Origin of the sequence: Streptomyces sp. BK239, assembly GCF_004217285.1 — a bacterium.
Taxonomy (GTDB): Bacteria; Actinomycetota; Actinomycetes; order Streptomycetales; family Streptomycetaceae; genus Streptomyces.
This window is the reverse complement of sequence record NZ_SHKS01000001.1, coordinates 503,195-516,178: the sequence shown is the minus strand read 5'-3', so window position 1 is coordinate 516,178 and position 12,984 is coordinate 503,195. Positions and strand designations below refer to the sequence as shown.

The 12,984-nt window shown below is 70.8% G+C and carries 12 protein-coding genes; 7 read left to right on the top strand and 5 right to left on the bottom strand.

The window, feature by feature from the left end:
- Positions 1–3 precede the first annotated feature (3 nt).
- Together EV567_RS02275 and EV567_RS02270 are read right to left on the bottom strand one after the other, a co-directional pair.
- On the bottom strand, positions 4–1,866 hold the full coding sequence (locus EV567_RS02275) for an SCO2524 family protein (protein WP_130436858.1): 1,863 nt from the start codon (positions 1,864–1,866) through the stop codon (positions 4–6).
- 186 nt (positions 1,867–2,052) lie between these two features.
- Positions 2,053–2,829, bottom strand: coding sequence for an SCO2525 family SAM-dependent methyltransferase (locus EV567_RS02270; protein ID WP_130436857.1), 777 nt, complete (start codon positions 2,827–2,829; stop codon positions 2,053–2,055).
- Between the two features lie 209 nt (positions 2,830–3,038).
- Here EV567_RS02270 and EV567_RS02265 point away from each other — a divergent pair, with 209 nt between their 5' ends.
- A complete protein-coding gene (locus EV567_RS02265; protein WP_242620645.1) occupies positions 3,039–3,500 on the top strand; it encodes a GNAT family N-acetyltransferase in 462 nt (153 codons plus the stop codon).
- Between the two features lie 74 nt (positions 3,501–3,574).
- On the opposite strand, the gene EV567_RS02260 is transcribed toward EV567_RS02265, so the two are convergent.
- Positions 3,575–4,072: a protein phosphatase gene (locus EV567_RS02260; protein WP_130436855.1), complete on the bottom strand. Its 498-nt coding sequence runs from the start codon at positions 4,070–4,072 to the stop codon at positions 3,575–3,577.
- 80 nt (positions 4,073–4,152) lie between these two features.
- On the opposite strand from EV567_RS02260, the gene EV567_RS02255 reads away from it, so the two are divergent.
- Positions 4,153–4,686: a SigE family RNA polymerase sigma factor gene (locus tag EV567_RS02255; RefSeq protein WP_130436854.1), complete on the top strand. Its 534-nt coding sequence runs from the start codon at positions 4,153–4,155 to the stop codon at positions 4,684–4,686.
- A gap of 149 nt (positions 4,687–4,835) precedes the next feature.
- Positions 4,836–5,693 (top strand): hypothetical protein, encoded by an 858-nt coding sequence (locus EV567_RS02250; RefSeq protein ID WP_130436853.1) that lies wholly within the window; start codon positions 4,836–4,838, stop codon positions 5,691–5,693.
- A 16-nt stretch (positions 5,694–5,709) separates the two neighbouring features.
- Here the strand turns inward: EV567_RS02250 and EV567_RS02245 are convergent, their stop codons facing one another.
- Both EV567_RS02245 and leuA read right to left on the bottom strand, forming a co-directional pair.
- Positions 5,710–6,405, bottom strand: coding sequence for a TerB family tellurite resistance protein (locus EV567_RS02245; RefSeq protein WP_130436852.1), 696 nt, complete (start codon positions 6,403–6,405; stop codon positions 5,710–5,712).
- A gap of 187 nt (positions 6,406–6,592) precedes the next feature.
- Positions 6,593–8,314, bottom strand: a complete 1,722-nt coding sequence (gene leuA, locus EV567_RS02240; protein WP_130436851.1) for a 2-isopropylmalate synthase — start codon at positions 8,312–8,314, stop codon at positions 6,593–6,595.
- 332 nt (positions 8,315–8,646) lie between these two features.
- Between leuA and EV567_RS02230 the strand changes: the two genes are divergently transcribed.
- The 4 genes from EV567_RS02230 (at position 8,647) to EV567_RS02215 (ending at position 12,691) form a co-directional block, all read left to right on the top strand.
- Positions 8,647–9,717 (top strand): M4 family metallopeptidase, encoded by a 1,071-nt coding sequence (locus EV567_RS02230; RefSeq protein WP_130436850.1) that lies wholly within the window; start codon positions 8,647–8,649, stop codon positions 9,715–9,717.
- A 41-nt stretch (positions 9,718–9,758) separates the two neighbouring features.
- A complete protein-coding gene (locus EV567_RS02225; protein WP_130436849.1) occupies positions 9,759–10,025 on the top strand; it encodes a protealysin inhibitor emfourin in 267 nt (88 codons plus the stop codon).
- 75 nt (positions 10,026–10,100) lie between these two features.
- Entirely contained in the window at positions 10,101–11,435 is a 1,335-nt protein-coding gene (locus tag EV567_RS02220) for a GH1 family beta-glucosidase (protein ID WP_207228653.1), read from the top strand.
- Positions 11,432–12,691, top strand: coding sequence for an MFS transporter (locus tag EV567_RS02215; RefSeq protein WP_130436847.1), 1,260 nt, complete (start codon positions 11,432–11,434; stop codon positions 12,689–12,691). The genes EV567_RS02220 and EV567_RS02215 overlap by 4 nt, the downstream gene beginning before the upstream one ends.
- Positions 12,692–12,984 lie beyond the last annotated feature (293 nt).

Genomic DNA, 12,984 nt, shown 5'->3' with positions numbered 1-12,984 from the left:
CCGTCACCTCCCCTGCGGGTCGGCGTCGCCGCGGGCCCGGGCGAGGGTGTCGAGCCGGGTCAGGACGCCGAGGGCGAGTGCGTAGGCGGTGCCGGGCTGGTCGCCGACGAGTCGCCGGGCGCGGCGCAGGTCCGCCTCGATGGCCTTGATCTCTTCTCCCTGGGGGCTCTTGAGGGCGGGGGCGGCCTGCTCCATCTGCTCCCGGCCGAACAGGTGCGCCGCCTCGCTGATCAACGCCTTGGACAGCTCGGTGAGTTCGGAGCTGCGGACCGGTTTCTGGTCGTACAGGCCGTGCGCGGCGACCATGCACTCGGTGATGCGCTCCATGATGTTCCAGGACAACGGGCCCTGGCGTACCGGGGATTCGGGGTAGACGGCGTGCACGTTGTCCCACAGGCCGACGCCGTGGCCCTCGCTGAGCCGGCGCTGCCAGAGGTGGTCGAGGATGCTCTCGGCCAGTTGCAGCAGACGGTCCTGGGAGCTGATGTTCCGGGACAGCGAACAGAGTTGGATGGTCCGCTTGAGCAGCTGCGCGGAGAAGTCCGTCATCGTCCACTTCATGGGCGGGCCCAGGGCGTCGCTGCCCAGCAGGGGCAGGGTGACGCCGGGGTTGTGCAGGCCGATCGCGGGGTCGTCGCGGGTCATGCCGCTGGTGATCCGGCCGCGTTCGGCGAGGCGTTCCATGACGGCGACGGTGCGGGTGAGGTCGTCGTCGGTGGCGCGGCGGCGGACGAGGTCGTGGACGAGGATGGAGGCCACGGAGAGGGAGAAGTACTCCGACTCCAGCTGCTGGAGCGTGGTGCGCCAGGGGATCTCCTCCAGCGGCCAGGTGCCGTCGCCGAATCGGGCCACCGCCGACCAGTACTGCTGGGTGATCTCCCAGCGCAGCCGGAGCGCGTCGGCGAGTTTCTGCTGTTCGGGGTTGAGCAGACCGAGGACGAGGGTGCGCTCGGAGAACAGGTCGGGGATGCCGTCGAGGGCGACGACGGTGAAGTACAGGTAGGGCACGGCGTGGGCCACGCCCTCGGGCTGCTTGCCGATGGCGACGGCGGTCTCGGGCTCCACCTCGACGTCGGGGGCGCCCTGCACCAGGCTCCAGGCCCAGCCGCACTCGAACATGCGGTTCTCGTTGCGCAGTTCGTCGGTGATGTCGGCGTCGAGACCGAGGATGAGGCTCTCGCTGATGACGGCGCGTAACTGCTTGAAGCGTTCCTGGAAGCGCTGCAGGACCTGCCGCTGGGAGAGCCGGCCCTGGCCGAGCAGCCGGGTCAGGGCCTGTCCCTGGTCGCCGTTGACGTCGACGACGTTGACGGTGAAGGAGCGCAGCAGGCTCACCATGGCGGCGGTCAGCCGGGCGCTGGTGGCCTCCCAGAGCCGCTCGATCTGGGCGAGGGTGCTGGCCCGCTGGGTCTTGCCCCGGTAGACCTTGAGGAAGCCGAGCGTGGCGAGGCAGAGGGTGACCGACATGGAGTAGGCGTCGACCACGCCCACGTCCCGCTGCTCCTGGGTGAGTTGCTGCTCGGGATCCTCGGGCGAGAAGTAGTAGCCGCCGGCGAAGGTGGGCCTGCCCTCGCCGCGGTGCTGCTCCATGAAGTGGGTGAGGACCTTGACGAGGTTCCCGGGAATCGCGGTGGAGTCGCCCGCGTTCCGCAGGGCCCTTTCCACGTCCCGTTGGGTGGTGTCCGGGTCGTCGAGACGGAACGCGCTGATTTCGGTGGCGGGGTACATCAGGCAGAGCAGTCGCTCCGCGTCGGCGACGCTGCTGCGGCCGCCCCATTCGCCCCAGTCCCATTCACCGTTGTCGAATGAATGGCGGCCGATGGCCTGCCACACCTCGAGCAGGTTCTGTCTCGGTTTGATCTGCATGCCCATTCCCCTCGCACAGGCCCGTCACCATGCCGTCACCGTGTCCGCCTCGACGCCGTCTTTCGCGGCGGGTGTTCGTTCCGGCGGCATCCCCGCGTCATTCCGACGTCGTTCCGGCGGCTTTCCGTCTGCCTTCCGTCTGCTTTCCGCCTGCTTTTCGGCGTCACGGAAGAAACGGACCGGAAGTCAGCTCTTCCGCCGCCCGCAGGCGAGGATCATTCCCGTGTATCCGTCGCGCACGAGTTCCTGCGGATTGGCGGTGCGGTGAATCGTCACCTCGTCCGCGTATTCAGCGAGCTGAGTTCTCACCTCGGCCACGTCGACGTCCAGGGCCGGGAATTCCTGGGAACCCACCTGATATCCCTCGGAATGCTCCATGAAAGCGGCGGCGAAGGGCGCGCCGGGATTCAGCACGTGCATGAAGCAGCCGACGCCGCGGCGGAACTCGTCGAGGTCGGTGGTGATGGATTCGGCCACGAAGAACATCGTGCCGAGGTCCCAGCGGCGGTCGCTGCCGCACAGGTCGAAGAGACTGCCCGGCTCGGGGGCCCGGACGGCTTCGGCGAGGTACTTCCCGTAGTCGTCGCCCAGCTCGGCATATGCCTCGCCCTTGCGCAGGACCTCCCAGAACTGGTCCCAGTGCGCGTCGTAGCTCTGGAGTTGACGGCGGAGGTAGTCGAGGTTGCTCTCGGACCGCTCCAGCAGGGTGATCCGGTCGCACCAGGGAAGCATCGCGAGGGCGGGGTAGAGATTGGGCCCCGCGCCCACGTCGATACCGGAATGCACCCGTCCCGCCCGCCCCCGGAAATGATCACTGAAGTGGTCCCGCACACGGGAGAGGATCTCCTCGTCCACGGCCTGGATGCCCAGGTAATTGTGCTTGATGTACTCATCGGGATCGAAGGCGTCCCATGGGACATCAGCATTCAGTTTTTGATCGGCGGCGGGTGGTCCCAAGTCCATTGGTTCAGCCTAGCAGGAGACGGAGGTCTTGAAGGCGTGGATGCACCGGGAGATGATGGACGATCAGATGGATATCGCATTAGAGCAGCCGCGCGCGTCATTCGCATAGACCGGTCCAAGTCCATCCTTCACAAGGGGACGGTATGACTCCTCTTCCCGGAGTTCCCGGAGATCGTTTTCCGTCGGTCGCCGGTTCGACCGTGAGCCAGGTGTCCGGAGAAAGGCGCTTACGGATCAGACCGGCCGGCGAGGAGGATCTCGGTCCGATCGTCCGCCTCGACGCGGAGGCCTTCCCGGCCGACCCCTACCCCTACTTCGTGCTCAGGCAGTTCCTCGCCTGCTTCCCGGACTTCGTGTTCGTGGTGGACGACGGCGCAGACCTGGTCGGGTACGTGCTGTCGACGCCGCCGAACGCGGCCCACAGCTGGATCCTCAGCCTCGGCATCACCCCCGGCCTGCGCGGCCAGGGGCTCGGGCGTCAGCTGATGACGAGGATCCTGAGCCATCTGCGCGGGGAGGGCGTCCACGCCGTCTCCCTCTCCGTCGAGCCCGGCAACGACACCGCCGTGGCTCTCTACCGCTCCCTGGGCTTCCTCCCCGACCCCGGCGGCCCCCGCGCCGACTACTTCGGCCCCGGCGCACACCGGCTGCTGATGACGCTCACCATGTGAGGCGTTCTGCGCGGCTCGGACCGTCCGTGAGGCGTTCTTGCGCGGCTCAGCGTCCGTGAGGCCTTCTTCGCGGCTCAGACCGTGGCCGCGAACCGTCGTACGAACCGTCGCTGCCAGGGGGTCTCGACGGCGTGCCGGTCGTAGTGGCGGCGCACGAAGCCGACCGCTTCGGCGGCCGGCACGCCGTCCAGGACGGCGAGACAGGCCAGGGCCGTCCCGGTGCGGCCACGGCCGCCGCCGCAGGCGACCTCCACCCGCTCCCCCTCCGCGCGCCACCACGCCTCGGTGAGCGCCGTCCGCGCGTCCGCCCGGTCCGAGGGCAGCCGGAAGTCGGGCCACCGAACCCAGCGCGCCTCCCAGGGAAACTCCGGGGGCGGCGCCCCGAGCAGGTACAGCCCGTACGCGGGGACGGGTTCCGCCGGGTCCATGTCCCGCCGCAGTCCCCGCCCCCGCACCAGCCGCCCCGAGGGCAGCGTCAGCACCCCCGGCGCCTGCGGCGACCAGGTCCACGCGGCCCAACCGGCGTCGTCGCCCACGGCTTTCCCGACGTTCCTCTCGGCGTCTCGCTCCATGCCCCCATTCGAACCCGTCCCGAACTCACGGGCAACCGATTCCGGCCCCATGGTGGTCTGGGGGGCGAGGAGGGTGCTTGATGCAGGCCGAACTTGAGGGCCAGTTCCAGGATTTCGTCAGGGCACGGTGGTCACGGCTCGTCCGGACCGCGTACCTGCTCACGGGCGACGTCCACCACGCGGAGGACCTGACGCAGACCGCGCTGGCGAAGGCGTACCGGTCGTGGCGGCGCATAGCGCGCAGCGACAACCCGGAGGCCTACGTCCGGCGGATGCTGGTCAGCTGCAACAGCGACCGTTTCCGCAAGCGGCGGGTCACGGAGGCGCTGACCGCGGCCCCGCCGGAGCGGGCGGGCCGGGACGACGAGTCCGTCGGCCGGGTGGACGAACGCGGCTCCCTGCTCGCCGGGCTGGCACGACTGCCCGCGAAACAGCGGGCGGTGGTGGTCCTGCGGTACTGGGAGGACCTGTCGGAGGCGGAGGTGGCCGAGGTGCTCGGCTGCTCGCCCGGCACGGTCAAGAGCCAGGCCTCCAAGGGGCTGGCGAAGTTGCGGCTGTATCCGGGGCTGATGCGGGAGGACCGCACGGTGTCCCAACGGGGAGGCGGAAGGTGAACGACGAGGCGCACGGCGCGCACGGGCCACGGAAAGCGCACCAAGCACACGAGACACGCACGGCACACGACGGGCCGACGGCCCGCGATGCCCGAGATGCCCAAAGTGCCTACGAAGAACGGCACTTCGAGGAACTGGTGAGGAAACTGATGACGGACGACGCGTACACCATCCACCCTTCCCCCGCGCCCTACCCGGCGATCCGGCGGCGGGGCGTGGCGGAGCGGCGGCGCCGGGTGGCGGCGGTCGGCGCGGCGCTGGCGGCGATCGTGACTGTGCCGGCGGCGGCGTACGCCGTGGTCGGGGGGAACGGGGGAGGGGGCGCTGACACGGCGACGCCGATGTCGTCGGTCAGCGCCCCGCAGAGCGCGTCGGCGGCGGCCTCGGCCTCCGGCCCCGCGCGGCCCGCCACGGACGGGCAGTTGCTCGACGGGATCACCTTCGACGAGGCGACGAAGGCGCTGCAGGAGTGCCTGACCGCGGAGCACGTGGCACGCGTCGTCGGCAAGGACGCGGGCAAGGCGGAGAACTACCGGATCATCCTGGCGGCGAAGAGCACGGGCGACTCCAACTCCCCCGGCGACGGCGTCCACGTCGTCGGCGTGGCGCAGCGGCCGGCGGGCTTCCGGGTGATCTGCGACGTGAAGGACGGCGTCTCCGCCGGCATCAGCACCAGCACGCAGGACGGCCTGACGTCGGCCGCGCGCCCGGTCGTGCCGGACGACAACGCGGGCGGCCTGTACCGGCAGTCGCTGATCGACAAGGGGCGGTGGAAACTCCCGTACCGCTGGGCCTCGATCGGCACGGTCGACCCGTCCGTGGCCGAGGTGACCGTCTCCTACGGCGGCAGCGACGCCACGGCGGCACTGGACCATGGCTGGTTCGTCGCCGCCGGCATCCTGAACCAGCAGGTCACCAGGGCCCCGCACATCAAGGGCTTCGACGCCGCCGGCAAGCAGGTCTACGACTCGGACACGGACAGGACCTACGACAAGACCCTGCCGTAACCCCGTAGGGGAGTGCTCACGACGGGGTGCGGGCCGCTGCCAGGAGGCGGGTGACGTCGGTCGTGCAGATGGTCAGGGCTGTTCCGACCGTGGTGAGGACCTCGCGTTCGGCCGGGGTGTACGGGCCGTCGGCGAGGGCGATGCGGGCGCCCTGGAGGAAGACGGATTCGCGGCCGGCGGGGGCGAGGTGCGGGGCGAGCGGGGCGAGGGCCTCGTGCAGTCCGGCGGCGAGGCCGGGGGTGCAGGGCTCCCCGTGGGCGCGGCCGGTGTCGGTGTCGAGGGCGTCGACGAGGGCGGCGAGCTGTTCCTCGGTGCAGTCGGGGAAGCCGGCCGTGCGCACCGTCGCGGCGGCCGTCTCCAGGGAGGCGCGGGCGCAGGCGCCGCCCGCGCGGAGCACCGCGAGGGCGACGGTGTGCACGGCGTCGCGGAGCATCGCCGAGAAGCGGACGGTGGTGGGGTGTTCGAGGGCGTCGGTGCCGTAGTGGCGCCGGCAGGCCGCGCACTCGACGACGGGCGCGCTCGCGCCTCGCGGGAGGACGGGCACGCCGAGCAGGGTGAGGCGGCGATGGCCGGTCAGGCGCTGGTAGTTGCGGTCGCCGCCGCAGCCGGGGCAGAAGAACTCGCCGTCCCCCACGGGCGTCCACGCGGTGCGGGTGCCCAGGATGCGGGCAAGCCCGTCGGCACGGCCGTCTCGTCCCCGTCCTGGCAGCACGTCGCACCTCCGTCACCGCACGGCATCATCGCCGTACGTCTGCGTGATGTTAGCCACATCCGGCGGCCTGAGTCAGCACCCAGGACGAGACCTCTCCGTGACCTTCACGCGCGGGTGGCCGAGATGCGCCGGGGCTCCGGCCGTCGCTCGCGGCGACCGGAGCCCCGGAACATCCGGGTCAAGCGGGTCAGCGGGTGGCGCGGTTGACGGCCGAGACGACCGCCTTCAGCGACGCGCGCGTCGTGTTGGCGTCGATGCCGATGCCCCACAGGACCTTGTCGTCGATCGCGCACTCGATGTACGAGGCGGCCTGCGCGGAGGCGCCCTCGCTCATCGTGTGCTCCTGGTAGTCGAGCAGGCGTACGTCGATGCCGATGGACTGCAGGGCGTCGAAGAAGGCCGAGATCGGACCGTTGCCGGTGCCGGTGAGGACGGTGTCCTCGCCGTCGACGGTGGCTTCGACGGTCAGGGTGTCCACGCCGTCGGTGTCGGTGCTCGACTGGCCGTTGCGGACCTGGATGCGGCCCCAGGGGTTCTGCGGGTTGGGCAGGTACTCGTCCTGGAAGACGCCCCAGATGGCGCCGCCGGTGACCTCGCCGCCCTCGGCGTCCGTCTTCGCCTGGATGATCTTCGAGAACTCGATCTGCATCCGGCGCGGCAGGTCCAGCTTGTGGTCGTTCTTCAGGACGTAGGCGACACCGCCCTTGCCGGACTGCGAGTTGACGCGGATGACGGCCTCGTAGGAGCGGCCGACGTCCTTGGGGTCGATCGGCAGGTACGGAACGGCCCACTCGATGTCGTCGACGGTGACGCCCTTGGCGGCCGCGTCGGCCTCCATCGCGTCGAAGCCCTTCTTGATGGCGTCCTGGTGGGAGCCGGAGAAGGACGTGTAGACCAGGTCGCCCACGTACGGGTGGCGCGGGTGGACCTCCATCTGGTTGCAGTACTCCCACGTGCGACGGATCTCGTCGATGTCGGAGAAGTCGATCTGCGGGTCGACGCCCTGGGAGAACAGGTTCATGCCCAGGGTGACCAGGTCGACGTTGCCGGTGCGCTCGCCCTGCCCGAACAGGCAGCCCTCGACGCGGTCGGCGCCGGCCATCAGCGCCAGCTCGGCCGCGGCGACGGCGGTGCCGCGGTCGTTGTGCGGGTGGACCGACAGGCATACGTACTCGCGGCGGGAGAGGTTGCGGCCCATCCACTCGAAGCGGTCCGCGTGCGTGGACGGCGTCGAACGCTCCACGGTGGCGGGCAGGTTGAGGATGATCTCGCGGCCCGGGCCGGGCTGCCAGACGTCCATGACCGCCTCGCAGACCTCCAGGGCGAAGTCCAGCTCGGTGTCGGTGAAGATCTCCGGCGAGTACTGGTAGCCGAATTCGGTTTCCGGACCCAGCAGTTTCTCGGCGTACTCCATCACCAGGCGGGTGCCGTCGACGGCGATCTGCTTGATGTCGTCCTTGGAGCCGCGGAAGACCACGCGGCGGAAGACGGGGGCCGTGGCGTTGTACAGGTGCACGGTGGCGCGCTTGGCGCCCTTGAGGGACTCCACGGTCCGCTCGATCAGGTCCTCGCGGGCCTGGGTCAGTACGGAGATCGTGACGTCGTCCGGGATCGCGCCCTCTTCCTCGATGATCGAGCGCACGAAGTCGAAGTCGGTCTGGCCGGAGGCGGGGAAGCCGACCTCGATCTCCTTGTAGCCCATCTTGACCAGCTGGTCGAACATCCGGCGCTTGCGCTCGGGCGACATCGGGTCGATCAGGGCCTGGTTGCCGTCACGCAGGTCGGTGGAGAGCCAGCGGGGGGCGGAGGTGACGCGCTGCTGCGGCCAGCTGCGGTCGGGGAGGTCGACCTGCTCGTACTGACCGTACTTGTGGATCGGCATCTGGCTGGGCTGCTGGCGGTTCGCCATGGTGCGGTGGCTCCTCGGGATGGCCGGAGAAAGTCCGGATCAGGACGGCCGACGACGCAACGCCAAGCTCCGCGGGGAGGGGGTCGGCCTCGACTACAGGCCCTCGCCGCGGCAGCTAAGGAGAAGCAGCCCGAAACGCATAATGCTCCGCACTCTAGCCGAGCGGCGCCGGGCACGCGGGCCTGTCCCAGTATGCGGGACCACGGGGAGGAATCGGGCAAAACGTGCGCCATACCACTCGGGAGCCCGGAGCAGGCCCCTATGTCACCGTATTTCACCAATCATGGTTGCCTCTAGTGACAGTGGCATCACCCAGTGCAAGGGTGCCGGGCATGACGACACACGGGGGCTTCGAGCCCGTCTTCTGCACCGTCGTACCGCCGCACGTCCTCCACCGGCTGGCCCGCAACGACGACCCCGCGCTCTCCGGTCCCGCCCGCCGCACCCTGGTGCGCGACAGCGAACTGCGCGCCGCGCGCAGCGTGACCACCGAGTTCCGCCTCGCGGCGGCCCCGTCGGCGAAGGCTCCGTCCGACCGGCCGCTGCGGACCGTCTACGACGCCGGGCACGGCACCGACCTGCCCGGCGCCAAGGTCCGCGGCGAGGGGGAGGACCCCGGCCGCGACGCCACGGTCAACCGCGCCTACTCCGGCCTCGGCTCCACCTTCGAGCTCTTCCTGAAGGCCTACGGCCGCCACTCCATCGACGGCGACGGCCTGCCCCTGGACGCCACCGTCCACTACGACCGGGACTACAACAACGCCTTCTGGAACGGCGAGCAGATGGTGTTCGGCGACGGCGACGGCGAGATCTTCGTCGACTTCACCAACTCCGTCGACGTCATCGGCCACGAGCTGACCCACGGCGTCACCCAGTACACGGCGAACCTCACCTACTTCGGCCAGCCGGGCGCCCTCAACGAGTCGATGTCCGACGTGTTCGGCTCGCTCATCAAGCAGTACACGCTCGGCCAGACCGCCGCCGAGGCCGACTGGCTGATCGGCGCCGGACTCCTCGCCCCGAGCGTGACCGGCCAGGCCCTGCGCTCCATGAAGGCCCCGGGCACGGCGTACGACGACGACGTCCTCGGCAAGGACCCGCAGCCCGCGACGATGGACGACTACGTCCGCACCGGCCGCGACAACGGCGGCGTCCACATCAACTCCGGCATCCCCAACCACGCGTTCTACCTGGCCGCGACCGCCCTCGGCGGCTTCGCCTGGGAGAAGGCGGGCCAGATCTGGTACGACGTCCTCACCGGCGGCGAGCTGCGCGAGGGGGCCTTCTTCACCGACTTCGCCGGGCTGACCGTGAAGGCCGCCCGCGAGCGCTTCGGCGACGGCGGCGAGGAACTGCTGGCCGTGGAGAAGGCGTGGGAGCGGGTCGGGGTGCGAATCCTGTGACAGGCGCAGCGGACCGGACCCGTTCGTACTAGACAGGACCCATGCGGATTCAGGTGACGCGCACGGGCGGTTTCGCGGGCATCGAGCGGCACGCCGAGGTGGACACCTCGGGGCGGCCCGACGCCGACGAGTGGCACGCCCTGGCCGAGAAGGCGACGGCCGCCGGCCGGGACGTGCCCCCGGCCGGGGTGCCGGACGGCTTCGCCTACGAGATCACCGTGGACGGCCGGACCGTGTACGCGGCGGACCCCCGGCTCACGGAGGAACAGCGCAGGCTGATCACGCGGGTGCTGAAGGAAGGGGCGTGAGAAACGGGGCGCAGGGAGAAGGGGCGTAACTGGACGTTCCCGTCCGGCCGTTGACTTCGGTTACCCCTGGTACGGATGATCCGGCGCATGGCTACCGATCAGCGCGACACGACGCACCCGATCCCCCGGTTCCCCGACGGCTTCCTGTGGGGAGTCTCCACCTCCGCCCACCAGATCGAGGGGGCGGCCGACCTGCGCGGGCCGTCCGTGTGGGACTCCTTCACCTCCGAGCCGGGCAAGGTCAAGGACGGCTCGACGGCGGCGGTGGCCTGCGACCACTACCACCGCTACCCCGAGGACGTGGCCCTGCTGGCGGGCCTCGGCGTGGACGCCTACCGCTTCTCCGTCTCCTGGCCCCGGGTGAACTCCCCCGGCGGCCTCGACTTCTACGACCGGCTGGTGGACGAGCTGTGCGCGGCGGGCGTCCGCCCCGTGCCCACCCTTTTCCACTGGGACCTCCCGGTGGACCTGGACTGGCTGGAGCGGGACACGGCGTACCGCTTCGCCGACCACGTCAGCGCGGTCGCCGCCCGCCTCGGCGACCGCGTGGGCAAGTGGATCACCCTCAACGAGCCCGCCGAGCACACCCTGTTGGGCCATGCGCTCGGCACCCACGCCCCCGGCAGACAGCTCCTCTTCGACGCCCTGCCGGTCGCCCACCACCAGCTCCTCGGCCATGGACTGGCGGTACGGGCCCTGCGCGCGGCCGGCGCGACGGACATCGGCATCGCCAACTCCCACGGTCCGACCTGGCCGGCCTCCCAGGAGCCCGCCGACGTGGAGGCGGCCGCCTTCTACGACCTCCTGCTCAACCGGCTGTTCGCCGAGCCGGTCCTGCTCGGCGAATACCCCGAGGGCATGGGCGAGTTGATGCCCGGCGACGTGCAGTCCGACCTGAAGGTCATCGCCGAGCCGCTCGACTTCTACGGCGTCAACTACTACGCCCCCACCAGGGTCGGCGCGCCGCAGGGCACGGAGATCGACTTCGGCGGGGTGCGCATGCCGGCCGAACTCCCCTTCTCGGTGCAGGAGATCGAGGACGTCCCGGTGACGGACTTCGGCTGGCCGGTGGTCCCCGAGGGACTGACGGAACTGCTCACCACGTTCAAGGACCGCTACGGCGACCGCCTCCCCCCGGTAGTCATCACCGAGAACGGGTGCAGCTACCCCGGCGTCGACGACCAGAGCCGCATCGCCTACCTCGACGGCCACCTGCAGGCCCTGCACCGGGCGGTGGAGGCGGGCGTCGACGTCCGCGGCTACTTCGTCTGGTCGCTGCTGGACAACTTCGAGTGGGCGGAGGGCTACCAGCGCCGCTTCGGCCTGGTCCACGTCGACTTCGAGACGCTGGCCAGGACCCCGAAGGCGTCCTACACCTGGCTGCGGGACGTGCTGCGGGCGCAGAGATGACGGCGGCTCCCCCCGCGGCCGGCCCGGCCCTGACCGAGCCGGTGGACCGGGTCGGCCGGGGCTGGACGGCTGCGCTGTCCCTCGCCAACGGGGCGATCTGGGCGGGCTGGTACGGCCCGCTGCAGATCCTGCTGGCCTCCCAGGCGGAGGACTTCGCGCCCGGCTCCGGCATGTCGAAGGAGACGATGCTGGCGTGGGTGACGGGCGTCGGCGCGGTCGTCTCCCTCGTCGCGAACCCGCTCTTCGGCGCCCTGTCGGACCGCACCACCTCCCGCCACGGCCGCCGCACGCCGTGGATCGTGGCCGGCGCGGCGGGCGGGGCCCTGTCCCTGCTGGCACTGGCCGCCGCGGACGGCGTGTGGACGATGGCGCTCGGCTGGTGCCTGGCGCAGCTGACCCTGAACGCGGCCTTCGCGGCGGTGACGGCGGCGGTCCCCGACCGGGTGCCCCGCCTCCAGCGCGGCTCGGTGGGCGGCTGGCTGGGCTCGGCGCAGGTCCTGGGCGTGGTGGGCGGCACGGGGCTGGCGATGGCCGCCGGGGGCGTGGGGGCGGGCTACGCGGCCTGCGCGGTGTTCAGCCTCGTCGGGGTGCTGCCGTACGTGTGGAAGTACGCGGATCTGCGGCTGCCGGCGGCGGACCGTCCCGGCTGGTCCTGGCGGGGCTTCCTGGCGGGCTTCTGGCTGAGCCCGCGCCGCCACCCCGACCTGGGCTGGGCCTGGCTGACCCGCTTCCTGATGAACCTCAGCAACGCGCTGGTGCTGCTGTACCTGCTGTACTACCTGCGCGACCGCCTCCATCACGCCGATCCCGACGAGGGCGTGCTGATCCTGACGGCTGTGAACGGGGTGACGCTGCTCGCCACGGTCGTCGTCGGGGGCGTCTGGTCGGACCGGGTGGGCCGACGCAAGCCGTTCGTGCTCTGGTCCGGCGTGCTGATGGCGGTGGCGACGGGGGCGCTGGCGGTGTGGCAGACCTGGCCGGGGGCGATCGTCGCGGCGGCGGTGCTGGGCGTCGGCTTCGGTGTGTTCACCTCCGTCGACTTCGCCCTGATGACGGACGTCCTGCCGAAGGCGCTGGACCGCGGCAAGGACCTCGGCGTCATCAACGTCGCCAACGCCCTCCCCCAGGTGACGGCCCCGGCCCTCGCCGCCCCGATCGTCACCCACCTGGGCGGCTATCCGGCCCTGTACGCCATCGCGGCGGCGATCGGCCTCGCGGGCGCGCTACTGGTGGTCCGGATCAAGGGGGTGGACTGAACCGGTACCGGCGAGCGGCGCGGGCCCTGTCGTCAGAAGCCCAGCTTGCGCAGCTGCTTGGGGTCGCGCTGCCAGTCCTTGGCGACCTTGACGTGCAGGTCCAGGCTGCATCGACATGCGGCTACCGCCGCGCGGCGGGCGTAGGACCCCTAGGCCCACACCCTCCGGACGGCGACCAGCACAGCCCCGCCCAGCCTCAGAAGCCCAGCTTGCGCAGCTGCTTGGGGTCGCGCTGCCAGTCCTTGGCGACCTTGACGTGCAGGTCCAGGCTGCATCGACATGCGGCTACCGCC